This is a genomic window from Blautia luti (assembly GCF_033096465.1).
In the GTDB taxonomy this organism is placed as follows: Bacteria; Bacillota; Clostridia; order Lachnospirales; family Lachnospiraceae; genus Blautia_A; species Blautia_A luti.
On sequence record NZ_AP028156.1, the window covers coordinates 1,410,589 to 1,433,672 of the forward strand.

21 protein-coding genes, 1 pseudogene and 1 other annotated feature are annotated in these 23,084 nt (G+C 44.1%); of the genes and pseudogenes, 16 read left to right on the plus strand and 6 right to left on the minus strand.

Going from position 1 to position 23,084, the window contains the following annotated elements; all coding sequences use genetic code 11:
- Positions 1–37: 37 nt before the first annotated feature.
- The 4 genes and pseudogenes from R8695_RS17685 to R8695_RS06590 form a co-directional block, all read left to right on the plus strand.
- Positions 38–298 (plus strand): annotated as a pseudogene (locus tag R8695_RS17685) (helix-turn-helix domain-containing protein); the annotation flags it as partial.
- Complete coding sequence (locus R8695_RS06580) at positions 249–1,412, plus strand: RNA-guided endonuclease InsQ/TnpB family protein (protein ID WP_154780019.1); 1,164 nt, start codon at positions 249–251, stop codon at positions 1,410–1,412. The pseudogene R8695_RS17685 and the gene R8695_RS06580, both read left to right, overlap by 50 nt.
- Positions 1,413–1,610: 198 nt before the next feature.
- A complete protein-coding gene (locus R8695_RS06585; protein ID WP_154780018.1) occupies positions 1,611–2,564 on the plus strand; it encodes an acyltransferase family protein in 954 nt (317 codons plus the stop codon).
- 185 nt (positions 2,565–2,749) lie between these two features.
- On the plus strand, positions 2,750–3,274 hold the full coding sequence (locus tag R8695_RS06590) for a VanZ family protein (RefSeq protein WP_167515459.1): 525 nt from the start codon (positions 2,750–2,752) through the stop codon (positions 3,272–3,274).
- 272 nt (positions 3,275–3,546) lie between these two features.
- Here R8695_RS06590 and R8695_RS06595 read toward each other — a convergent pair whose 3' ends face one another.
- The 3 genes from R8695_RS06595 to R8695_RS06605 are packed head-to-tail and all read right to left on the minus strand — an operon-like array spanning position 3,547 to position 8,262.
- Positions 3,547–4,911 carry an MATE family efflux transporter gene (locus tag R8695_RS06595; protein ID WP_154780016.1) on the minus strand — a complete coding sequence of 455 codons (1,365 nt, stop codon included), beginning with the start codon at positions 4,909–4,911 and terminating at the stop codon, positions 3,547–3,549.
- Between the two features lie 23 nt (positions 4,912–4,934).
- The gene (locus tag R8695_RS06600; RefSeq protein ID WP_154780015.1) at positions 4,935–6,491 is read right to left on the minus strand and encodes an ABC-F family ATP-binding cassette domain-containing protein; all 1,557 of its coding nucleotides are present in this window, start codon (positions 6,489–6,491) and stop codon (positions 4,935–4,937) included.
- Between the two features lie 25 nt (positions 6,492–6,516).
- Positions 6,517–8,262 (minus strand): Rqc2 family fibronectin-binding protein, encoded by a 1,746-nt coding sequence (locus R8695_RS06605; protein ID WP_154780014.1) that lies wholly within the window; start codon positions 8,260–8,262, stop codon positions 6,517–6,519.
- A gap of 218 nt (positions 8,263–8,480) precedes the next feature.
- On the opposite strand from R8695_RS06605, the gene R8695_RS06610 reads away from it, so the two are divergent.
- The 7 genes from R8695_RS06610 to R8695_RS06640 all read left to right on the plus strand — a co-directional run bounded on the left by R8695_RS06610 (position 8,481) and on the right by R8695_RS06640 (position 13,975).
- Positions 8,481–9,362, plus strand: coding sequence for a YicC/YloC family endoribonuclease (locus R8695_RS06610; protein WP_118509060.1), 882 nt, complete (start codon positions 8,481–8,483; stop codon positions 9,360–9,362).
- An 11-nt stretch (positions 9,363–9,373) separates the two neighbouring features.
- The gene (locus R8695_RS06615) at positions 9,374–9,646 is read left to right on the plus strand and encodes a DUF370 domain-containing protein (protein ID WP_118509059.1); all 273 of its coding nucleotides are present in this window, start codon (positions 9,374–9,376) and stop codon (positions 9,644–9,646) included.
- Entirely contained in the window at positions 9,639–10,262 is a 624-nt protein-coding gene (gmk, locus tag R8695_RS06620) for a guanylate kinase (RefSeq protein WP_154780013.1), read from the plus strand. The genes R8695_RS06615 and gmk overlap by 8 nt, the downstream gene beginning before the upstream one ends.
- 77 nt (positions 10,263–10,339) lie before the next feature.
- Positions 10,340–10,684 carry a DNA-directed RNA polymerase subunit omega gene (gene rpoZ / locus R8695_RS06625; protein WP_118509057.1) on the plus strand — a complete coding sequence of 115 codons (345 nt, stop codon included), beginning with the start codon at positions 10,340–10,342 and terminating at the stop codon, positions 10,682–10,684.
- Between the two features lie 116 nt (positions 10,685–10,800).
- Positions 10,801–12,138 carry a 30S ribosomal protein S12 methylthiotransferase RimO gene (gene rimO, locus R8695_RS06630; protein ID WP_118509056.1) on the plus strand — a complete coding sequence of 446 codons (1,338 nt, stop codon included), beginning with the start codon at positions 10,801–10,803 and terminating at the stop codon, positions 12,136–12,138.
- Entirely contained in the window at positions 12,122–12,661 is a 540-nt protein-coding gene (gene pgsA / locus R8695_RS06635) for a CDP-diacylglycerol--glycerol-3-phosphate 3-phosphatidyltransferase (RefSeq protein ID WP_118509055.1), read from the plus strand. The genes rimO and pgsA overlap by 17 nt, the downstream gene beginning before the upstream one ends.
- 42 nt (positions 12,662–12,703) lie before the next feature.
- Positions 12,704–13,975, plus strand: a complete 1,272-nt coding sequence (locus R8695_RS06640) for a competence/damage-inducible protein A (RefSeq protein WP_118509054.1) — start codon at positions 12,704–12,706, stop codon at positions 13,973–13,975.
- Between the two features lie 104 nt (positions 13,976–14,079).
- Here R8695_RS06640 and R8695_RS06645 read toward each other — a convergent pair whose 3' ends face one another.
- Complete coding sequence (locus R8695_RS06645) at positions 14,080–14,352, minus strand: hypothetical protein (RefSeq protein ID WP_118509053.1); 273 nt, start codon at positions 14,350–14,352, stop codon at positions 14,080–14,082.
- Positions 14,345–14,707, minus strand: a complete 363-nt coding sequence (locus R8695_RS06650) for a hypothetical protein (RefSeq protein WP_118509052.1) — start codon at positions 14,705–14,707, stop codon at positions 14,345–14,347. The genes R8695_RS06645 and R8695_RS06650 overlap by 8 nt, the downstream gene beginning before the upstream one ends.
- A gap of 108 nt (positions 14,708–14,815) precedes the next feature.
- Here R8695_RS06650 and R8695_RS06655 point away from each other — a divergent pair, with 108 nt between their 5' ends.
- Positions 14,816–14,965 (plus strand): hypothetical protein, encoded by a 150-nt coding sequence (locus R8695_RS06655; RefSeq protein ID WP_154780012.1) that lies wholly within the window; start codon positions 14,816–14,818, stop codon positions 14,963–14,965.
- A 34-nt stretch (positions 14,966–14,999) separates the two neighbouring features.
- Here the strand turns inward: R8695_RS06655 and R8695_RS06660 are convergent, their stop codons facing one another.
- Positions 15,000–15,281, minus strand: coding sequence for a hypothetical protein (locus R8695_RS06660; protein ID WP_118509051.1), 282 nt, complete (start codon positions 15,279–15,281; stop codon positions 15,000–15,002).
- Positions 15,282–15,471: 190 nt separating this feature from the next.
- Between R8695_RS06660 and R8695_RS06665 the strand changes: the two genes are divergently transcribed.
- The 4 genes from R8695_RS06665 (at position 15,472) to alaS (ending at position 23,062) form a co-directional block, all read left to right on the plus strand.
- Complete coding sequence (locus tag R8695_RS06665) at positions 15,472–16,845, plus strand: cell wall hydrolase (protein WP_243139475.1); 1,374 nt, start codon at positions 15,472–15,474, stop codon at positions 16,843–16,845.
- The gene (locus tag R8695_RS06670) at positions 16,823–18,571 is read left to right on the plus strand and encodes a MutS-related protein (protein ID WP_243139474.1); all 1,749 of its coding nucleotides are present in this window, start codon (positions 16,823–16,825) and stop codon (positions 18,569–18,571) included. Before R8695_RS06665 ends, R8695_RS06670 begins: the two co-directional genes overlap by 23 nt.
- Before the next feature lie 108 nt (positions 18,572–18,679).
- Positions 18,680–18,964, plus strand: a binding site (T-box leader).
- A 44-nt stretch (positions 18,965–19,008) separates the two neighbouring features.
- A complete protein-coding gene (gene tyrS, locus R8695_RS06675; RefSeq protein ID WP_118509050.1) occupies positions 19,009–20,238 on the plus strand; it encodes a tyrosine--tRNA ligase in 1,230 nt (409 codons plus the stop codon).
- A 184-nt stretch (positions 20,239–20,422) separates the two neighbouring features.
- A complete protein-coding gene (gene alaS, locus R8695_RS06680) occupies positions 20,423–23,062 on the plus strand; it encodes an alanine--tRNA ligase (protein WP_154780011.1) in 2,640 nt (879 codons plus the stop codon).
- The last annotated feature ends 22 nt before the right edge of the window (positions 23,063–23,084 follow it).

Sequence of the window (23,084 nt, forward strand, 5' to 3'; positions counted from 1 at the left end):
ATGGGATGTGTGTATTTTCTACCGGTGAAAGAGCAGGATATCCCATGTTTTACCGGAATGCAGAGAAAAAATAGGCGTATCTGCCCAGACATTACGAAATTGGGATGCCAATGGAAAACTTCATCCGCATCATACTACAGTAAGTGGCTATAGATATTATTCTGATGAGCAACTCAACCAGGTAATAAATGTAAAGCCTAAAAAAACGCATTACAATTTTATCCAGGAACTGATACAGGAGGAAACAGATGGTAAAAGCCATAAAAGTAATGCTGATACCAAACAATGTACAGAAAACTAAGATGTTTCAGTACGCAGGTGCTTCAAGATTTGCTTATAACTGGGCTTTGGCCAGGGAAATAGAGAACTATGAAAAAGGCGGCGGATTCATTTCAGATGCAGAACTCAGAAAAGAATTTACGAAGCTTAGACATTCTGATGAATATGTATGGTTACTGAATATCTCAAATAATGTGACCAAACAGGCAGTTAAAGATGCCTGTACTGCTTATAAGAACTTTTTCAGGGGGTTGCAAAAGTTCCCAAGATTCAAGTCAAAAAAGAGATCTATGCCGAAGTTCTATCAGGACAACGTTAAGATACGCTTCAGTAATACACACGTTAAATTTGAAGGATTTTCTCCCAGCAGGAAAGCAAATAAACAAAAAATGAATTGGGTAAGACTTGCAGAACCTGGACGTATTCCGACAAATGTTAAATATATGAACCCGAGAATATCCTTTGACGGATTGAACTGGTGGATCAGCGTATGTGTAGAATTTCCTGACTGCAGGGAAACACTTAATGATGACGGAGTCGGCATAGACCTGGGAATCAAAGATCTGGCTGTCTGCTCTGATGGGACTAAGTATAAGAACATCAATAAGAGTCAGAAAGTAAAGAAATTAGAAAAACAGAAACGCAGATTACAGCGTAGTATCTCTCGTTCTTACGAGAAAAATAAGAAAGGGGAAAGTTACTGTAAAACAAATAATGTAATCAAAAAGGAAAAACTTTTATTAAAACGAGATCACAGATTAACAAATATCCGTAAAAATTATTTGAATCAGACTATATCTGAGATCATAAATCGAAAACCAAGATTTATATGTATTGAAGATCTGAATGTCAGCGGAATGATGAAAAACAGACATTTATCCAAAGCAGTTCAGGCACAGGGATTTTTTTGGTTTAGAAAACAGCTTGAATATAAGTGTAGCGATAAAGGGATCCAGCTTATTGTAGCTGATCGATTTTATCCATCATCAAAGCTTTGCAGCTGTTGTGGAAACATCAAAAAAGATTTGAAATTATCTGACAGAGTTTATAGATGTGCGTGTGGGAATATGATTGACAGAGATTTCCAGGCATCTATAAATCTCAAGACTTATGGAGAAAAATTTGCAAGCTGACACTGAAATGTTAATACAAATATGTACGGATACGTTAGTCCGAAATTTACGCCTATGGAGAGTACAAGAACTTGTGAGTAGATTGATATTTATATCATCAAAAGCATACTTGTTGAAGTAGGAATGGAACATAGAAGTTTATAACTTTTTATAAGTTTTCAGTAACGGAAGCGCAGACACGAAGCGTATAATATTCCAATGAACCGTAAGACATATATTGACTATATGAGGGCATTTGCCATACTGCTTGTCATTGCCGGACATGCAAATGCTTTTAATGATCCGGTGAAAACCTGGATCTATTCATTTCATATGCCGTTGTTTTTCATGATATCAGGTTTGACATTGTCGGAAAAAAAACTGTCATTAAAATTAGTAGAAAAGAAAGTCCGGGTATTGCTGGTTCCATATATAGTCTGGGGATTACTGTATTCATCGTTGACACCCGGAAATGTTGTGAAGATTTGCTATGGAAGTTATCGCTCCATTGCCAGTGCAGGATCATTAACATCATTGTGGTTTTTGCCGACAATGTTTATTGCTTATTTTATTTCACAGATTTTGATAAAAATCAGAAAGAGTGTTTTACGTCTTCTATTTGTTATAGGCGTGTTCTTAGTGGGGTGTTATCTGCCGGAAATAAAAGAGGGGTATCCATGGTGTATCAATATTGGTTTTATAGCGGCCACCTTTATTTTTGCAGGTTATCTGATAAAAGAACTGACAGATAAAAGGTGGAGTTTGGGCATCATGATTGCAGGTACAATGATAGGGGCCGCAGGTACATGGATGTATCATTTGAATTCTGTTAATGTGAAATCCTATATTCTGATGGCTTCAGGGAGAATTGGAAATTCGGCATGGTTTGTTATAAGTTCATTGTGTGGATTTATATTTATTTACTTTTTTTCAAAGATTGTGGAATATTATCTGCCGGGGAACGAAATAATTTCTCACCTTGGACAAAATACAATGACTGTTTTTCTGATCAATAAACCTATATTGCAGATTCTTGAGGATGTATTGAATAGAGTGGCTGTTAAAAATGAGATCAGATTGATTTTGGCTGTGTGTATTACAGCAATTGTGGCTTGTCTGATCAGTAAAGTCATTAATGTTTTCCTTCCTGCTGCAGTTGGAAAAAAAGTGTAGGACATACAAAAAAAGGAACCATCAGGGTTCCTTTTTATATGGCATATTATCTAAAACACTTTTTGCAGGGTTCATATCCTCTGCGTCTGGCTTCGCTGAGAGATGGGATCAATGATAAAATCGAAATACTCTGATAGAGCACAAAACGAAAAATAATATAAGACAGAACGAGATGAGGCATGCATATGGAATTATCTAAATATCTTCTGACAGACATGAAACAGCCGATTTCCTATATACCACAGGGAATTCTGACCGGGGTGGTGGCGGTTATGGTGATGTATTTGGTCTGGAAGAGAAGAAAAGCGGAAAGTGATACGAAGAAACTGGCAGTTTTTTTCATGCTGTTTCTTTATGGGACGGTGCTGGCGGTGCAGACCTTTTTTTCCAGAACTCCAGGGACCAGAAGGTCTGTAGAACTGGGGCTGTTGGGAACCTGGGGAACTACCTGGCAGGCCCATGCATACGTGATCGAGAATGTGATCCTGTTTCTGCCGTTGGGAATCCTGCTTCCTCTGGCGGACAGGAGGTTGGCGCAGTGGAAGAGAATTTTTCTGATCAGTGCAGGTTGTTCAGTAATGATAGAAGTGCTGCAGTATATCACTGCCAGAGGATACAGTCAGTTGGATGATGTAGTGACGAATACGCTGGGAGGATGTCTGGGATATATCATTTATAAAACTCTGATAAGGCTGAAGAGAAAGAAGTGAGCTTATTGCTTACACGCCACTATCCGGGACATACAGCGCGAAGCGTGTTACTGAGAATGTAGGGAACAGTAACGAAGTGAGATTATACGACACCAGCCACTTGCATGGAGCAGTGTGCGTCTTGCATTCCGCCATGCGTTGGAGATACAAGAAGAAATCCCCCGGCCGAAGGCACTGGGGGATTTCTTATATTTATCCTATTTTCTGGGAGTTTAGTCTGATAAAAGTTCCGGATGCAGTGGCCAGGAAAATGAAGGGCAGCTGTTGAGAATTCAGGTGTTCTCAGGCAGCCGTCTGCTGATATGATGGAAAGTTAAGGTAAATATGATTCCTTTTACAACAGAAGAAACAGTAAGCGCCCACCAGATCCCATTCAATCCCATGCCTGCCCAGGTAAGGAGCATTGCAAGAGGGATTCTTGCACCTGTGAGGATAACGCTGATGAGACTGCATAGTCTGGTGCGCCCCAGCCCTGACAGAGCGCCGATGGTCATCAGTTCCACAGACATAAAGGTTTCACTGAATCCGATAATGATCAGATAGTTTACAGCGATAGCCAGAGCCTCTTTTTCATGAAAAAATAATCCGGCAATAGGTCCTGGCAGAAATACAAAAGCTGAGGTGACCAGAAGTCCCCATATAACGAGAATACGGAAGGAAAGACTGTAACCTTTACGGATACGGTCTTTTTTTCGTGCACCGTAATTCTGAGCTACAAATGCATTCAGGGCAGAGGCAAAGCCGTCTGCTGTGTTCCAGGATACAGATTCGATCTGTCCGCCTACGCGCTGAACGGCAATAGCAGCAGCTCCATAGGAAGAGACCATGCGTGTCAGTATCATGGAGATCATACAGTAAATACTGCTCTGTATGGCAGTGGGAAAACCGATTCTGAAAATAGGTTCATAGTATTCTTTCGAAAAACGTGACAGCAGATGCAAATGTTGCAGAATATTGGATTCCAGCCTGGAACAACGGATCCGCAGAACCAGGATCAGGAACACAAGAATCTGCGAGCTTACCGTTGCAATGGCGGCACCTGTAACTTCAAGCCGGGGAAAAGGTCCGATGCCCAGAATCAGCAGTGGATCCAGAAGCATATTTCCGGCAAGGCCGACGAAGTTGGCCAGCAGAGGAGTTCGTGAATCACCCTGAGCTGTGGAAAGACCGGTCAGGGTCAGATTCAAAAAGGGAAAAAGGATCAATCCGCAGGTGATCAGGGTATAGGATCTGGCAGCAGAGTAAGTTTCTGCGTCTGTCAGATGAAAGAAGCCCAGCAGAGGACGGATAAAAAGGATACAGACAGCAGCAAATAAAAGCCCGAACAGAACCGTGATCTGCAGAGAGCAGGCAGCATAGGAGCGAGCCTGTTCATAGTTTTTTCGTCCACAGGACTGGGCCACATTCACCTGTCCGCCCATGCGGGGCAGGGCTGCGATTCCCTGGGAAAGCCAGACATACATGCCGCCTACTCCTACACCTGCCACAGCCTTGGCGCCAAGCAGTCCGATCCATGCCATATCCGTAATGTTATAGGCGGTTCCCAGCATGGAAGAGATCATAATAGGCAGAGCAAGCTCTGCCAGATTTTTCAGGATCGGCCCGGAGGTCAGATCCACATTTTTTGATTTGTTCATTTGTACTTTACCTGTGATTATAGTTATAATACCTTAGTAGTCCACTTGCTGCAGTCCCATACCTGGGACACTACATCCTGGTAGAATTCCGGTTCGTGGCAGATCAGCAGGATACTTCCTTTATATTCGATCAGTGCCTGCTTTAATGCTTCTTTAGCGTCCACATCCAGATGGTTGGTGGGCTCGTCCAGGAGCAGGATGTTTGTTTCTTTATTTACCAGTTTGCACAGGCGGACCTTCGCCTGTTCACCACCACTTAAAACACGGACCTGGCTTTCGATATGTTTGGTAGTCAGTCCACATTTGGCCAGGGCTGAACGTACTTCATACTGGGTGTAAGAAGGGAATTCTGCCCAGATCTCCTCAATACAGGTGGTTTTATTGTCACCTTTTACTTCCTGCTCGAAGTATCCGATCTGCAGATTGTCTCCCAGTTCACGGGAACCTTTCAGGGCAGGTGTCAGTCCCAGGATACTTTTTAAAAGAGTGGTCTTTCCGATTCCATTGGCACCTACCAGTGCAATCTTGTTTCCGCGTTCCATGGTAAGAGAAAGTGGTTTGGAAAGAGGTTCGGTATATCCGATGACCAGATCCTTTGTCTCGAAGATCAGCTTGCCTGGGGTTCTGCCGTATTTGAAATGAAACTCCGGCTTTGGTTTATCGGCGGCAAGTTCGATCACATCCATCTTATCCAGTTTCTTCTGTCTGGACATTGCCATATTTCTGGTGGAAACTCTTGCTTTATTTCTGGCTACGAAATCTTTTAGCTCACTGATTTCCTGCTGCTGGCGGCGGTAAGCAGCTTCCAGCTGAGCTTTTTTTACCTCATAGACTTCCTGGAAGTGGTCATAATCGCCTACATAACGGTTCAGCTCCTGATTTTCCATATGATAGATCAGATTGATGACAGAATTCAGGAACGGAATATCATGGGAGATGAGGATAAATGCATTTTCATAGTCCTGAAGATAGCGCTTCAGCCATTCAATATGTTCTTCGTCCAGATAGTTGGTCGGCTCGTCCAGAAGGAGGATATCAGGCTTTTCCAGAAGCAGTTTGCCAAGTAACACTTTGGTTCTTTGCCCACCGCTTAATTCTGTGACATCCCGTTCCAGCCCGATATCCAGCAGTCCCAGAGCTCTGGCAACTTCCTCCACTTTCGCGTCGATCACGTAGAAATCATGCATGGTAAGGGTATCCTGAATGGTTCCCAGTTCTTCCATCAGAGCATCCATTTCCTCAGGTGAAGCAGTTCCCAGGGAATCGCAGATGGAATTCATTCGTTCTTCCATTTCGAACAGCCAGGAAAAAGCGGATTTCAGTACATCCCGGATGGTCATGCCCTGGGAGAGGACAGAATGCTGGTCCAGGTAACCGATGCGGATATTTTTGGCCCATTCGATCTTGCCTTCATCCGGCATCAGTTTGCCTGTGACAATATTGAAAAATGTGGACTTGCCTTCGCCGTTGGCACCTACCAGTCCGATATGTTCGCCCTTTAAAAGGCGGAAAGATACATCATTAAAAATGGCACGGTCGCCAAATCCATGTGTCAGGTGTTCTACATTTAAAATGCTCATAAATAGTCTCCTCAGATCATTGATTTTATACTTCTGTGACGTTTTTGATGGAGGGTTCTGCCATCAGAGAATAGTTGGTGTAATAGACTACGAATCCGGGCTTGGAACCTGCAGGTTTCTTTACATGTTTTTTCTGGATATAATCGATCTCCACTTTAGGGGCAGTACGGCCTTTGGAATAATAAGCCGCAAGTCCGCCTGCAATCTCGAAGATATGGTCAGGGAGCTCCCCGTCTTTGGATTTCACAACTACATGGGAACCTGCCATTTTTTTTGCGTGGAACCACCAGTCATTGCCAGTGGCGAATTTGAAGGTCAGCTCATCATTCTGGAAGTTATTTTTGCCCACATAGATGTCGTAACCGTCATCAGTGACGTAATGGAAAGGCTTGGATTTCGCCTGCATCTTCTGGCCTTTTTTGCGGTCGTAATGTTTCTTGATGTATCCATACTCCATAAGTTCTTCTTTGATCTGCGCCAGATCACTTTCAGCCAGGGCGATATCCAGGGCATTTGACACAGATTCCAGATGCTCGATCTCACTGCGTGTATCTGCAATCTGTTCCGTGAGCGCTTCCTCCGTACGTTTCAGTTTGCCGTATTTGTCAAAATATTTCTTGGAATTCTCTGCCGGGGTCATGGTCGGATCCAGAGGAATGGTGATTTCCTCATTGGTATAATAATTCAGGGCTTTAAAAGATGTGCAGCCTTCCTCCAGACCATATCCGTAGGTGTTGATCAGCTCGCCGTAAACCTTGTATTTGTCTTTTTTGGCAGTATCTTTCATCTGCTTTTCCTGGAGATTGAGCTTTTTGCGGTTTCGTTCCAGGGCAGTCTGCACGATCCTTCTTAAGTCGGAAGATTTCTGATGGATACGTGTCAGAGTATTTTTCGTTGCATAATAGGTCTCAAGCATTGCGGAAACGCTGTCAAATTTCACAGAGTGATATTCAGGTCCGTACTGCTGGAAAGGAAGGACTCCGTATTCCACAGGTTCTTCCCCGCGGTAAATAATATTGGGTGTGAAATCCCGTTCTTTCACCTGATCCATCAGACGGCAGAACGTATGATAGAGATGGATCTGCGCTGTTTCATCCAGAGACTGGGCTGCATCACTGCCGTCGATGGAAGCGCGGAAACAAACTTCCTCAGCTACAACAGGACTGATACCGGTGAGAGAGGAGTACAGGGCTTTGGAAATATTGCAGGGTTTCCTGCATACGGTATTGATAAAATCCTCATCACTGACAGTCAGAGGATCCAGTTTGTCCTGGGTCTGCGGAATGAAATATTCCCTTCCGGGCAGAACTTCACGGACTGAACTCATATGGGAAGAAACATGCTTGATACTGTCCAGGATCATTCCCTTGTCATCGCAGAAAATAATATTGCTGTGTTTTCCCATCAGTTCCATGATCAGAACTTTCTTGCAGGGATCTCCAAGCTCATTGAGATGTTCCAGCTCGAACTCCACAACTCTTTCAAGTCCTGGCTGTCGGATATCTGCGATCCGGGCACTGCCGATATGTTTACGCAGCAGCATACAAAAATTCGGAGCAGTCAGAGGACTTACTTTATTTTTCTCTGTAAAATAGATCAAAGGCAAAGAAGCGCTGGCACTAAGTAAAAGCCGGCACTGCCCCAGGGCTCCCTTCCCGGTAATCAGAAGTTCATCTGCCTCAGGCTGGGCAATCTTATTAAACCGTCCGCCATCCAAAAATTTATGCAGCTCATCTACCATAGCTGCGATCGTAACACCATCAAAAGCCATAACACACACTCCTAACTTAATCTATCTATAAAAAACATTCTGTTTGCGTCTGCTTCTCATGAATGTGAGTATACCATACAATTCCCTTCCATATCAATGAAAAAATATTTGACGTCCTTTCAATAATGAACTATAATAAATCCGTATGTAAATTTCAAAGTAAAAACGAATCAAACGTGTAATCAAAAATTCAAAGACCCACAAAGAGAGAAGACAATATGATAAAAAGCATGACTGGTTTCGGCCGTGCAGAGGTCGTCACCGACGAAAGAAAGATCACGATCGAACTGAAATCTGTCAACCACAGATATTTAGATCTCAGCATCAAAATGCCCAAGAAACTCAGCTTCCTGGAAGGTGCCATCCGAAACCTGATGAAAACCTATATCCAGCGAGGTAAAGTAGATGTATACATTACCTGCGAAGACTACACCATGAATAATGGGGCACTCAAATATAATAAAGAGCTTGCAGGAGAATACCTCACATATCTCAGACAGATCCAGCAGGATTTCGGTCTGGACTTCGATATTAAAGTAAGCACCCTGTCCAGATATCCGGAAGTTTTTGTGATGGAAGAACAGTCTGTAGATGAAGAAGCTCTCTGGAATTATCTGGAGCCGCCTCTTCGGGAAGCATGTGAGAAATTCGTACAGACCCGTATACAGGAAGGCAGAAATCTGGAGAAAGATCTGGCAGAGAAGCTGGATGGTCTGGAAGAGAAAGTTCTGAAAGTAGAAGAACGGGCTCCGGAAGTAGTAAGTGCATACAGGGCCAAGCTGGAAGCCAAGGTAGCAGAACTTCTGGAAGACACTCAGATTGATGAGAACAGGATCGCATCCGAAGTGATCCTTTATTCCGATAAGATCTGCAATGATGAAGAAACCGTCCGTCTCCACAGCCATATCAAAAATATGAAGAAAATGATCACTACAGAGAAAGACGGCGTAGGACGAAAGCTTGACTTCATGGCGCAGGAAATGAACCGTGAAGCAAACACCATCCTGTCTAAGTCCAATGATCTGGAGACCTCTGATATAGCCATTGATTTAAAGACAGAGATCGAGAAGATCAGGGAACAGATCCAGAACGTAGAATAGAGGAATAAGAAGTGGCGAAGCTCATCAATATTGGTTTTGGAAATGTAGTAAATTCACAGAAGATCGTGGCTGTGGTCAGTCCCGACGCAGCACCTGTCAAACGTATGGTGCAGAGCGTGAAGGGAACCAGGTCATTGATCGACGCAACACAGGGAAGGAAAACGAAGGCTGTTATTGTTACATCGGATGATTATCTGGTGCTCAGTGCACTGCAGCCGGAAACCATTGCCCGCAGGTTTGCGGAAATATATGATTATGAGGATAGGGGAGAGATCCATGAGTAAAGGAATTTTAGTTGTGGTTTCCGGATTTTCAGGAGCAGGGAAAGGCACAGTGATGAAACGCCTTCTGGAAAAGTATGACGATTATGCATTGTCCATTTCCGTAACAACAAGGAATCCACGTCCGGGAGAAGAAGACGGCAGAGAATATTTTTTCCGTAAAAGGGAAGAATTCGAGAAGCTGATCCAGGAAGATGCACTGATCGAATATGCTCAGTACGTAGAGAACTATTACGGTACTCCGCGTTCCTATGTGGAGGAACAGCTTCAGGCAGGCAGAAATGTGATCCTGGAGATTGAGATCCAGGGTGCAATGAAAGTTAAAAAGAAGATTCCGGAAGCTCTGCTGGTATTTGTCACACCGCCTACTGTGGAAGAACTGGAAAGAAGACTGAGAGACAGAGGAACTGAGACAGCACAGGTGATCGCAGACAGACTTGCCAGGGCAGGTGAAGAAGCGAAGGGAATGGATCAGTACGATTACATTCTGGTCAATGACACTGTGGAAGAATGTGTAGATCATCTTCACCAGATCATTGTAAGTGAGCATTCCAGAGCATCACGCAACACAGAATTCATTGCGGACATCCAGCAACAGACCAGAGCATTTCAGAAATAAACAATAGCATTTCAGAAGAACAAATAAAGAAAATATTACCGCAGGAATTACCCATGCGGGCTGAAAGGAGAACATATATGATACATCCGTCTTATACAGAATTAATCGAAGCAATCAACACAAACAATGAGGACGACGATACTACGATGTCCGTAAACAGCCGTTACTCACTGGTACTTGCAACAAGCAAGCGTGCACGTCAGCTCATTGCAGGTGCGAAACCGCTGGTAGAAGGTGCAGCAGGAAAGAAACCTCTTTCCATCGCGATTGATGAACTTTATAAAGGTAAAGTAAAGATCCTTGCACCGGAAGAAGAGATCGAGGAGAAAGCTGCAGCAGTTGAAACTGCAGAAGCTCCTGCAGAGGTGACAGCAGAGGAAACTGTGGAGACAGCAGAAGACACAGCGACAGAAGAAGCATAAAAAGAAAAGCCCGGGATGTGTCTGAAAATTGCACAGATAAATTTTCAGGCACATTCTTTTGTATACAAAATATAGTCCGGGCGGATGGGAATATCCGTCTGAGCATAGGAGAATTTATGAAATTATTGTTCGTATCATTAGGCTGTGATAAGAATCTGGTAGACTCGGAAGAGATGTTGGGCCTTCTCACAGCGAACGGTTTCGAAATCGTAGATGACGAGACCCGGGCAGAGGTGATCGTGGTAAACACCTGCTGCTTCATCAATGATGCCAAAGAGGAAAGTGTCAACACGATCCTTGAGATGGCAGAATATAAAAAAGAGGGAACCTGTAAGGTTCTGATCGTCACAGGTTGCATGGCACAGCGCTATAAGAATGAGATCATCGAAGAAGTGCCGGAAGTAGATGCAGTTCTGGGAACCACTTCTTACGGAGATATCCTGAAAGCCATAAACGAGGCAATGGATGGCAAACATTTCCAGGAATTCAAAGATATTGATTATCTTCCTGAGAAACTGGGTAAACGTGTGCTGACCACCGGCGGACACTTCGGATATCTGAAGATCGCAGAAGGATGTGACAAGCACTGTACCTACTGTATCATTCCCAAACTAAGAGGAAAATTCCGCAGTGTTCCCATGGAACGTCTGGTAGCCCAGGCACAGGAGATGGCAGAAGAGGGTGTAAAGGAGCTGATCCTGGTAGCCCAGGAAACAACAGTTTACGGTACAGATATTTATGGAAAAAAGTCCCTGCATATCCTGTTAAAAGAGTTATGTAAGATCAAAGGGATCCGTTGGATCCGCGTGCTCTACTGCTATCCGGAGGAAATTTATGATGAACTGATCCAGACGATGAAAGAAGAGAAAAAGATCTGTCATTATCTGGATCTCCCAATCCAGCATGCAAGCGACAGGATCCTGAAACGTATGGGAAGAAGAACTACCCAGGCAGAATTGGTTGCCATTGTAAATAAACTCCGTCAGGAGATACCGGATATTGTACTTCGAACTACCCTGATCACAGGTTTCCCAGGAGAAACTCAGGAAGACCACGAAGAGCTGATGGGATTCGTGGATGAGATGGAATTTGACAGACTGGGAGTCTTTACCTATTCACCGGAAGAGGACACTCCGGCAGCAGATATGCCGGATCAGATTCCTGAGGAAGTGAAAGAAGAACGCAGAGATGAGATCATGGAGCTTCAGCAGGAGATTTCCTATGACAAAGGTACAGACCGTATTGGCCAGGAACTGATGGTAATGATCGAGGGCAAGGTCGCTGACGAGAGCGCTTATATTGGAAGAACCTACGGAGATGCACCGAAAGTAGACGGATACATCTTCGTTCAGACAGGAGAACTTCTGATGACAGGAGATTTCGCGAAAGTACGTGTGACCGGTGCACTGGAATATGATTTGATAGGAGAGTTGGCAGATGAATACACCGAATAAACTGACAGTTGCCAGGATGATCCTGGTACCTTTTCTGGTATTATTTATGCTTACAGGATGGGGAGGAGAAGCGAATAAATATATCTCCCTTGCCATCTTTGTAGTAGCCAGCGTCACAGACTGGTTTGACGGTAAGCTTGCCAGGAAATACAATCTTGTAACGAATTTTGGTAAATTTATGGACCCGCTGGCAGACAAACTTCTGGTCTGCTCTGCAATGATCTGTTTCATTGAGCTGGATAAACTTCCGGCATGGATCGTGATCATTATTATCGGCAGAGAATTTATCATCAGCGGATTCCGTCTGATCGCAGCGGAGAACGGCGTTGTAATCGCAGCGAATTACTGGGGTAAATTTAAAACAGCATCTCAGATGGTCATGATCATTCTTCTTCTGGCTGATCTGGGCGGCATTTTTGATACTCTTGCACAGATTTTCATCTGGATCTCACTGGCACTGACTGTGATTTCTCTGATCACCTATATCTGGCAGAACAAGAGTGTACTTTCTATGCAGGACTAAAGAATCTGATCGAAAGAACTTTACTGAAAGGAAGTAAAAAATATGATTACAGAGCTGATATCTGTGGGAACTGAGATTTTACTTGGAAATATTGTAAATACAAACAGTGCATATCTGTCTGAGAAATGTGCACAGCTGGGGCTGGGACTTTATTATCAGACTGTAGTGGGAGATAATCCGGAGAGAATGAAACAGGTCATCCGCACAGCTCTGGATCGTTCTGATGTGATCATCCTTACCGGTGGTCTGGGACCTACAGAAGATGATCTTACGAAAGAAATCACTGCTGAGGTCATGGGATTTGAGCTGGTAGAAGATCTTCATTCCAGAGAGCTGATGGAAGAATACCTGAAACAGTATGAGAAAAATAATCCGCAGCGCCGTATCACAAAGAACAATTACAAACAGGCAATGGTTCCCAAAGGATGCATCGTGCTGGATAACCATAATGGAACAGCTCCTGGGCTGATCATGGAGAAAAAAGGCAAAACCGCCATTCTCCTTCCGGGACCTCCAAATGAAATGAAACCGATGTTTGAAGAGGCGGTTTTTCCGTATCTTCGTAAGAAACAGCCGGAGATCATTTATTCCCAAATGGTGAAGATCAGTGGAATCGGAGAGAGCCAGGTGGCAGAGGAGATCCAGGATCTCATTGAAAAGCAGACCAATCCTACGATCGCACCTTATGCCAAGACCGGTGAGGTACATCTGCGTGTTACTGCGAAAGCGGAGGATGAGAAGAAATGCCGTAAGCTGATCAAGCCTGTAGTAAAGGAACTGAAGAAACGCTTCGGAAGAAATGTATTTGCCACAGAAGAGAGCAAGACCCTGGAAGAAGCGGTGGTAGATCTGCTGAAAGAAAATGAGATGACTCTTTCTCTGGCAGAATCCTGTACAGGTGGTGCGGTAGCTTCCCGTATTGTGGGAGTTTCCGGGGCATCTGAGGTTCTGATGTGCGGTTTCGTCACCTATACGAACCGTGCGAAAAGGAAATGCCTTGGGGTAAAGAAGAGCACCCTGCATACAGAAGGTGCTGTTTCTGTCAAATGTGCCAGAGAGATGGCTAAAGGCGGCTGTAAGGCTGCGAAGACAGATGTATGTCTATCTGTTACTGGTCTGGCAGGCCCAGGCGGTGGAACGGAAGAAATACCGGTAGGCACTGTGTTTATGGGATGCTGCTGTAATGGAAAGACTGTTGTGAAAGAGTTTCATTTCACAGGAAACCGTAGCAGGATCCGTGAGCAGGCTGCAGCTCAGGCGCTGACTCTGATCCGTGACTGTGTGCTGGATCAGACAGAGGAGAATAACAGATAACAATCGGAATATAAAAAGCCGGAAAACATTCAAGACAAAAGTTCCTGTCCGAATGTTTTCCGGCTTTTATGCTGCATGAAATGGTTGGTGTGAATAAAACAGGATCAGCGTATCATTTTCATCAGATTTACTACCCGATCCAGACGTTGTGCCTCTTCCGGGGATTTGCCTGCTTTCAGAACTTCAATGATGGTGGAAATCTCGCTGGGATTGAAATTCAGGCCGCTTTTCCTGCCCTGGGCAGCTGCACCCATAAGAAAAGGCAGCATATCATTGATCCCTTTTGAGCTTCCCTGTGTGGCAAGGTTCTGGAGCATATCAAGTTTGGTTTTGTCCATGCCTGCCAGCTGGGGATTGTTTCTCCAGTCTTCACTCATACGCATCCTCCTTTCTGTCTTCCGGCTGATTCATAAGCTGCAGCATCTGGATCATAGCCATCATATTTACGATCTGGTCCAGCTGTTTTTTGCTGGAACCGTAGCAGAAACTGCGGATATCATTTAACATTTCCATGGGTTCCCGGGAAGGAATACTCATGGCACTGAGCTCCGGAGCACTGGTGCTGCTTCCGAAAAGAGAAATGGTGTTTTTCAGTTCCATTGCTTTTTCATATACGGATAAGATCTGACGGCCGGATGCAGGGAGGTAGGGAATGGCGGCCTTCAGCATCTGCCCGCAGTCAGAACTGACCATTCGATCCAGAGGTGTCTGGGAGATGAAATTTTGTTCCATGGATCTATCCTCTAAAATCTATGTTTTTTATTATCAGAATATGACGGAACAGCAGGGTGTGACATATAATAAATTATAGAATTTTTATGAATGACCAGGAGTAAAAAAATGAAAGAGAATAACGAAAAGCTTGTGATCGAGGGGAATGCTTTTTATGAGATAGATATGGAATGTGTGAGAGAAAAGGAGCAGAAAAAAAGACGGATGCAAAAGCCGGGCAGACAGCAGGAAACTATTTCCGAAAGGCAGAGGAGTTAACCTCTGCCCCGGAAAATGCAGGAACAGGTCAGGATCAGCATCCACATCCGCAGCCGTTATTGCCGCACAGAAGAAGCAGAACGATGATGATCCAGCAGCTGTCACCGCCGCCACAGCCATTGTTGCATCCCCATCCGTTATTGCCGCACAGGCAGAGCAGGATGATGATCCAAAGGATGTTGCAGCAGGAATTGTTTCCCAAGGAAAGGCCGCAGCCGTTATTACCACAGCCACATCCATTGTCACATCCGCAGCTATTGTTGTTACATCCGCATCCATTGTCACATCCACAGTTAGTAGCAGCTAAATCACTCATGTTAAAATCCTCCAGATTTTCTTTACACTCTATCATATGATATGGAGAAAAATGTGTGACAGATCAGGATGGAAAAAACTCTCAGATGAATGAAAGGGTTCGTGGCTGGAATAAGAGTTGACACTAATATGTGCTTCCTGTATAATATATGTAACATTTTTGTAATAAATAAAAGGAAATGGAGAATATTATGAAGAAACAGAGAAAATTTTTGTGGACAGCATTGCTTCTTTTCATGGTTTCCATTTTTGCAATGGGCTGTGTTACCGTATCTGCAGCGACGAAGACAGGATTCGTCACGATAGGGGGCAAGACTTATTACATAAAAGAAGATGGAACCAAGCAGAAAGGCTGGCTGCAGCTCAATGGAAAGAAATACTATTTCAACAAGAGTACGGGCGTACAAGTCAAAGGCTGGGTAAAGGATTCCTCTGGGAAAACCATCCGTTATTTCACAAAAGGCACTGGCTGTATGGTCACCGGATTTGTCTCAGACAGTAAAGGAAATACCCGTTACTTTGACAAGAAGACAGGCCTTCTCACCAGAGGCTGGATGGAGAATGCGAAGGGAGAGAAGTATTATTTCTACAGCGGTTCCGGTATTATGGCCAAAGGCTGGGTGGAAAATAAAAAAGGTCAGAAGCGCTATTTCAGCCAGGCGACAGGTAAGATGTGTGTAAGCTGGGTAAAGAATTCCAAAGGATATTACCGGTATTTTAAACCCTCTACAGGAATTATGTATACAGGTCTTCAGAAAGTGGGAAAGTACTATTACTATTTCTCAAAGACCACAGGTATCCGCTATCAGAAGGGATTCGGTACCGTAGGAAAGAATAAATATTACTTTGATCCGGATACAGGCAGAATGAAGACGGGCTGGCTGACTTATACAGGAAATAAATATTATTTCAAGAGTAATGGTGTCATGATGGTAAGTACTGTCACAGCGATTAACGGAACTTCTTATAAGTTCGATTCCAACGGTGTGGCATCCAAGTTAGATTACAGCTACAAGATTGAAGGAAACTATGTCAAAGTCTATGACTCTAGGAATGCGAAATACTATTATATGGAAAAAGAGTTCCTGGAACATCCGGGAGTAGCAGAAGGCAAGGTATCCGATCTGGAACTGCTGGCTGCTGTATGTGATGCAGAGGCAGGAAATCAGGGACTTGTGGGAATGGAGGCTGTTGCGCTGTGCATATTGAACAGTACCATTGATAAATATAAAGATTTTCCGTCGCAGATCCGCTATGTGATCTATCAGGGCAAACCTACCCAGTATGCAGTAGTTACCAACGGTGCCCTGCTGAAACGACTGAAAGGTACAGGATGGGAAAGCAAGACAGTTGCCCATCAGGCAGCAGAGAAAGCCATGAAGATCTTTGATGATTATGTGAATACAGGCAAGAAGAGAGTCTTAAGAGGATTTACCACAAAGGATTTCAAATATAAATACTTTATGACTCCTGCTGCGTTCTGGTCACAGAATCTGAACTTCAGCAAACTTAATTACGAGATCTACAAAGGACATGTATTCTTTGAAGACTGGATTTCAGGTTGATATTATGAATCCATATATTACGACTATTTTATGCGCTGCAGGTTTTATCCTGATCCTTGCAATTCTGATCCTGCGAAATGAACACCAGAGAAAGAAATATTTCTTAAGGATGATCCGCCGGATTTATGGACAGGTTCCTGACCGCGAGTATGAAGCTGGTGATCTGGAACGAATCTCTCATTATTACCAGAAAATCAAGGGTGATGGTTTTGTTATTGATGACATTACCTGGAATGACCTTGATATGGACAGAATTTATATGCTGCTGAACCAGACTGTCTCTTCGCCAGGAGAAGATGTACTTTATGCAATGCTGAGGAAACCGCTGTTTTCTCAGGAAGAAGTGGAGAAAAGAGAGAAGCTGATCGATTTTTTCAGCACAGATGTACAGAAAAGAGAAAAAATCCAGATGCTTTTATCCACAGTAGGTAAAACCAGGCTGGGCTCTCTGGCAGATACGATCTTCGCCATCAATGATGCACCGAAAGCATCTCTGGGGATCCATCTTGGAATGCTGGCTGCCATGGCTGCCAGTCTGGCGGTCCTGCCCCTTCTTCCGGTGTATGGATTTTTGCTTTTCATTGCACTGGGAATCATAAATATGGTTATTTATCAGGCTGGAAAAGATCATAAGATCATGGAAATTTATCTGGATTCTTTTGGAAGCCTTCTGCGAATGCTTACGGCGGCAGATGAGATGGAAACAGTTTCCTGGCCGGAAGTAAGCGGTCAGATGGAAGCGATACGAAGAGGGAAAAAAGCCTTCACCGGTTTGAGAAAGAGAGCATTTTTTCTTACAGGTGCAAACAGCGGCACAGATGATTTCTTTCAGGCAATTCTGGATTATGTGCGTATGGTATTTCACATAGATATCCTGTTGTATAATTCTGTGCTGAAAGAGGTGCAGGGAAAAACAGATGTGATCATTGAGATGCTTGATGCTATGGGAGAACTGGATGCATGCATCAGCGTTGCGTCATTTCGGGAAATCCTGCCTCTTAGCTGCAGACCGGAGTTCATTTCCGGACAGAAAGGACAGGCTGCAGACAAGGCAGAACTGCAGGTGGAGGATCTTTATCATCCGCTGATTGCGGAACCTGTGGCAAACAGCATGAGAGCTTCAGGAGGAATTCTGGTCACAGGATCCAATGCTTCAGGAAAGTCTACATTTCTGAAAAATATTGCCATCAACACGATTCTGGCGCAGACGGTATGTACCTGTACCTGCAGTAAGTACAGGGCTCCTTTTATGAAAGTCATGACATCTATGGCATTAAGAGATGATCTTTCCGGAGGGGAAAGCTATTTCATGGTAGAGATCCGATCACTGAAAAGAATTCTGGATGAAAGTAAGAAACCCGAGCCTTTGCTGTGCATTATTGATGAAGTGCTCCGCGGTACGAATACCATAGAGCGTATTGCAGCGTCTTCAAGGATTCTTTATAATCTGGCAAAACCTCATGTCCTGCCTTTTGCGGCAACTCATGATATAGAACTTTCCTACATTCTGGAAGGAAGTTACAGTAATTATCATTTCTCTGAAGAAATTACAGACCATGAAGTGGTGTTTAATTACCTGTTGAAAAAAGGCAGGGCAACTACTCGAAATGCAATCCGGCTTCTGGATATGTTGGGGTATGACCCGGAACTTGTGAGGGCTGCAAAAGCAGCAGCAACAGAATTTGAACAGACCGGAATATGGGAACATATCTGTCCGAATGGCTGATATGGTAACTGATACGTTAATACTTTAAGTTGCTAAAAACAGATGGAATGTACCGGAAATTTCTTGACAAATAAAATCTGTGTTTGTATACTTGCAAGTATATGATATGAAAAAGCACAGATGGGAAAGAGTAACATAAGGAAAGCAGACAGAGAGCAGCCGGCAGGTGAGAGGCGCGTGGGGAACTTATGTGAATACCTCCCGGAGCTCTGTACCGAACACTTCTGCACAGGAAGCTAAGTAGGCTGCAGCGGAGCGGCATCCGTTAACATGCTTAAGTAACAGAAGCTGTTTTACGTTACAGTACAGGCAGAATTGTTACTTATAGAGGCGGAGAATGCGAGTTCTCTGTAAATTTAGGTGGTAACGCGGGACCCGGTTCTCGTCCTAAACGGACAGGAACCGGGTTTAGTTATATTACGAGGAGGAAACAAACAATGACAGTTTGGGACGAGCTGAAAGCCCGTGGTCTGATTGCCCAGGTAACAGACGAAGAAGAGATCAAAGAAATGGTAAATAATGGAAAAGCCACATTTTACATTGGCTTTGACCCTACCGCAGACAGCCTTCATGTTGGACATTTCATGGCACTGTGCCTGATGAAACGTCTGCAGATGGCAGGAAACAGACCAATCGCATTATTAGGCGGCGGTACCGGTATGATCGGTGACCCGTCCGGAAGATCTGATATGCGTAAGATGATGACAGTAGAGACTATCCAGCATAACATCGACTGTTTCAAGAAGCAGATGGAGCGTTTTATCGATTTTTCAGACGGTAAGGCGTTAATGGTAAACAATGCAGACTGGCTGATGAACTTAAATTATGTTGAGGTACTCCGTGATGTTGGACCACATTTCTCTGTAAACCGTATGCTCTCCCATGAGTGCTACAAACAGCGTATGGAACGTGGACTGACATTCCTGGAATTCAACTATATGATCATGCAGAGTTATGATTTCTACATGCTGTATCAGAAATATGGCTGTACCATGCAGTTTGGTGGAGATGATCAGTGGGCAAACATGCTGGGCGGTACAGAGCTGATCCGTCGTAAACTTGGTAAAGATGCATACGCAATGACCATTACACTTCTTCTGAACTCCGAAGGCAAGAAGATGGGTAAAACACAGTCAGGTGCTGTATGGCTTGATCCGAACAAGACTTCCCCATTTGATTTCTACCAGTACTGGAGAAATGTAGATGATGCAGATGTTATCAAATGTATGCGTCTCCTCACATTCCTTCCATTAGAAGAAATCGACGAGATGGCGAAATGGGAAGGAAGCCAGTTAAATAAAGCGAAAGAAATCCTTGCATATGAGCTGACAAACCTGGTTCACGGCGAAGAGGAAGCAAAGAAAGCACAGGAAGGTGCCAGAGCACTTTTTGCAGGCGGCGCTGACACTGCACATATGCCGACTACTGAACTTACAGATGAAGACTTTTCAGAAGAAGGAACAATCGACCTGATCTCCATGCTTGTAAAAGCAGGAATGGTTCCGACACGTTCCGAGGGACGCCGTGCAATTGAGCAGGGCGGTGTTTCCATCGACGGTGAGAAGATCACAGATGTGAAATATACAGTTGCCAAAGATGCACTGACAGGTGACGGTGTAGTGCTTAAGAAAGGTAAGAAAAAATTTAACAAAGTTCTTGCCAAATAAGATATAATATAAGAAATGCATGGAATGATCCGGCCGCAGAAAACTGTATGGCGTGTAAACCGGACAGAATATGTATAGAATATATGAAATATAAATATCAGGATATACAGGATATTTTCTGAAGGATCAATGATACAGTCTGTCGGAATAATATCTGTATATCTGATTTCAGGAGGAAAAGGTTATGAAGAAATACGGAGTAAATGAACTTCGTCAGATGTTCCTCGATTTTATGGAAAGCAAAGGACATCTGGTAATGAAAAGCTTTTCCCTGGTACCACAGGGAGATAAGAGTCTTCTGCTGATCAACGCAGGTATGGCTCCGCTGAAACCATATTTTACAGGTGCTGAAATCCCACCGAGAACAAGAGTAAGTACCTGCCAGAAATGTATCCGTACAGGCGATATCGAGAATGTAGGTAAGACTGCACGCCACGGTACATTCTTCGAAATGCTCGGTAACTTCTCATTCGGTGATTACTTCAAAACAGAAGCAATCCACTGGTCATGGGAATTCCTGACAGAAGTAGTAGGACTGGACGCAAACCGTCTTTATCCGTCTGTATATCTGGAAGATGATGAAGCATTCGATATCTGGAATAAAGAGATTGGAATCCCGGCTGAGAGAATCTTCCGTTTCGGAAAAGAAGACAATTTCTGGGAGTACGGCGCTGGCCCATGTGGTCCATGTTCAGAAATCTACTATGATCGTGGAGAGAAATACGGCTGCGGTAAACCTGGCTGTACAGTAGGCTGTGACTGCGACCGTTACATGGAAGTATGGAACAACGTATTTACCCAGTTTGAGAATGACGGTAACGGAAATTATACAACACTGAAACAGAAGAACATTGATACAGGTATGGGTCTGGAACGTCTGGCAGTTGTTGTCCAGGACGTAGACTCTATCTTTGACGTAGACACTATCTGCGCACTGCGTAACTTGGTATGCAAGATTTCCGGAAAAGAATATGAGAAAAACTACAACGATGATGTATCTATCCGACTGATCACAGACCATATCCGCTCTGCAACATTTATGATCTCTGACGGTATCATGCCTACAAACGAAGGCCGTGGATATGTACTTCGCCGTCTGATCCGCCGTGCGGCACGTCACGGACGTCTTCTTGGCATCGAAGGCACTTTCCTTGCTAAATTAAGTGAAGAAGTGATCAACGGTTCCAAAGCAGGATATCCGGAACTGGAAGAGAAGAAAGAATTCATCTTCAAAGTTTTGACAAACGAAGAGAACCAGTTTAACAAGACTATCGACCAGGGTCTTCGTATCCTTGGTGAAATGGAAGATGCAATGACAGCAGCAGGAGAGAAAACACTTTCCGGCGAAAATGCATTCAAATTATATGATACTTACGGATTCCCGATGGATCTTACAAAAGAGATCCTTGAGGAAAAAGGCTATGATATCGATGAAGAAGGCTTCCAGAAATGCATGGAAGAGCAGAGAAACAAAGCTCGTTCTGCACGTGAAGTAACAAACTATATGGGTGCTGACGCAACTGTATATGATGATATCGATGTAAACGTTACAACAGAATTCGTAGGATATGATCATCTTACCTTTGATTCCAAAGTAACTGTTCTTACAACAGAGACAGAGATTGTAAACTCCCTGATGGAAGGACAGAAAGGTACAATTTTCGTGGAGAAGACTCCATTCTATGCAACCATGGGTGGACAGGTCGGTGACACTGGTGTGATCGAAACTGCAAACGGTAAGTTCGTAGTAGAAGATACTATCAAACTCCGTGGCGGTAAATTCGGTCATGTAGGTCATATGGAATCCGGTATGATCTCCACAGGTGAAACTGTTTCCCTGAAAGTAAATGAAGCTGCAAGAAGAGACACTGAGAAGAACCACAGTGCAACACATCTTCTTCAGAAAGCACTAAAGACAGTACTTGGAAGCCATGTAGAACAGAAAGGTTCTCTGGTGACACCGGACAGACTTCGTTTCGACTTTGCTCATTTCCAGGCTATGACAGCAGATGAGATCGCACAGGTAGAAGCACTTGTAAACAAAGAAATCCAGGCCGGCCTTGAAGTCCGTACAGATGTTATGGATGTGGAAGAGGCTAAGAAATCCGGAGCAATGGCTCTGTTCGGAGAGAAATATGATCAGAAGGTACGTGTGGTATCCATGGGTGACTTCTCCAAGGAACTCTGCGGTGGTACTCATGTGGCAAATACAAGCAATATCATGCTGTTCAAGATCGTTTCTGAATCCGGTATCGCAGCAGGTGTGCGCCGTATCGAGGCTCTGACAGGCAACGGAGTTCTGGAATACTATAAGAAACAGGAAGAACTGCTTCACGCAGCAGCAAAAGCTCTGAAAGCAAATCCTGCAGAGATCGTAGAGAAGATCGGACATCTTCAGGGAGAAGTGAAAGCACTCTCTAGCGAGAACGAATCCTTAAAGAGCAAACTGGCTCAGGGCGCTCTGGGAGATGTTATGGATAAAGTGGTAGAAGTCAAAGGTGTGAAACTCCTCGCTGCAAAAGTAGACGGAGTTGACATGAACGGACTTCGTGACCTTGGCGATCAGCTGAAGGGTAAACTTGGTGAAGGTGTTGTCCTCCTGGCAGCAGTAAACGGCGAGAAAGTAAACCTTCTTGCCATGGCTACAGACACAGCACAGAAAGCAGGCGCACACGCAGGTAACCTGATCAAAGCAGTGGCAGCCATCGTAGGCGGTGGCGGCGGCGGACGTCCGAACATGGCTCAGGCCGGCGGAAAGAACCCGGCCAAAGCTCAGGAAGCTGTAGATGCAGCAGCAGGAATCCTTGAAGGTCAGATAAAGTAAAAATTTCTGCAAAATTTAACCA

Bases quoted from the DNA above. Each gene is read 5' to 3' on its own strand.
- R8695_RS06605 (WP_154780014.1), bottom strand. From the start codon at position 8,262: ATGGCTTTTGATGGTGTTACGATCGCAGCTATGGTAGATGAGCTGCAT.
- R8695_RS06580 (WP_154780019.1), top strand. From the start codon at position 249: ATGGTAAAAGCCATAAAAGTAATGCTGATACCAAACAATGTACAGAAA.
- R8695_RS06655 (WP_154780012.1), top strand. From the start codon at position 14,816: ATGAAAGAGAATAACGAAAAGCTTGTGATCGAGGGGAATGCTTTTTAT.
- R8695_RS06645 (WP_118509053.1), bottom strand. From the start codon at position 14,352: ATGAGTGAAGACTGGAGAAACAATCCCCAGCTGGCAGGCATGGACAAA.
- R8695_RS06610 (WP_118509060.1), top strand. From the start codon at position 8,481: ATGATAAAAAGCATGACTGGTTTCGGCCGTGCAGAGGTCGTCACCGAC.
- R8695_RS06640 (WP_118509054.1), top strand. From the start codon at position 12,704: ATGATTACAGAGCTGATATCTGTGGGAACTGAGATTTTACTTGGAAAT.
- pgsA (WP_118509055.1), top strand. From the start codon at position 12,122: ATGAATACACCGAATAAACTGACAGTTGCCAGGATGATCCTGGTACCT.
- tyrS (WP_118509050.1), top strand. From the start codon at position 19,009: ATGACAGTTTGGGACGAGCTGAAAGCCCGTGGTCTGATTGCCCAGGTA.
- R8695_RS06650 (WP_118509052.1), bottom strand. From the start codon at position 14,707: ATGGAACAAAATTTCATCTCCCAGACACCTCTGGATCGAATGGTCAGT.
- R8695_RS06590 (WP_167515459.1), top strand. From the start codon at position 2,750: ATGGAATTATCTAAATATCTTCTGACAGACATGAAACAGCCGATTTCC.
- R8695_RS06595 (WP_154780016.1), bottom strand. From the start codon at position 4,911: ATGAACAAATCAAAAAATGTGGATCTGACCTCCGGGCCGATCCTGAAA.
- gmk (WP_154780013.1), top strand. From the start codon at position 9,639: ATGAGTAAAGGAATTTTAGTTGTGGTTTCCGGATTTTCAGGAGCAGGG.
- R8695_RS06660 (WP_118509051.1), bottom strand. From the start codon at position 15,281: ATGAGTGATTTAGCTGCTACTAACTGTGGATGTGACAATGGATGCGGA.
- R8695_RS06585 (WP_154780018.1), top strand. From the start codon at position 1,611: ATGAACCGTAAGACATATATTGACTATATGAGGGCATTTGCCATACTG.
- R8695_RS06600 (WP_154780015.1), bottom strand. From the start codon at position 6,491: ATGAGCATTTTAAATGTAGAACACCTGACACATGGATTTGGCGACCGT.
- alaS (WP_154780011.1), top strand. From the start codon at position 20,423: ATGAAGAAATACGGAGTAAATGAACTTCGTCAGATGTTCCTCGATTTT.
- R8695_RS06665 (WP_243139475.1), top strand. From the start codon at position 15,472: ATGAAGAAACAGAGAAAATTTTTGTGGACAGCATTGCTTCTTTTCATG.
- rimO (WP_118509056.1), top strand. From the start codon at position 10,801: ATGAAATTATTGTTCGTATCATTAGGCTGTGATAAGAATCTGGTAGAC.
- rpoZ (WP_118509057.1), top strand. From the start codon at position 10,340: ATGATACATCCGTCTTATACAGAATTAATCGAAGCAATCAACACAAAC.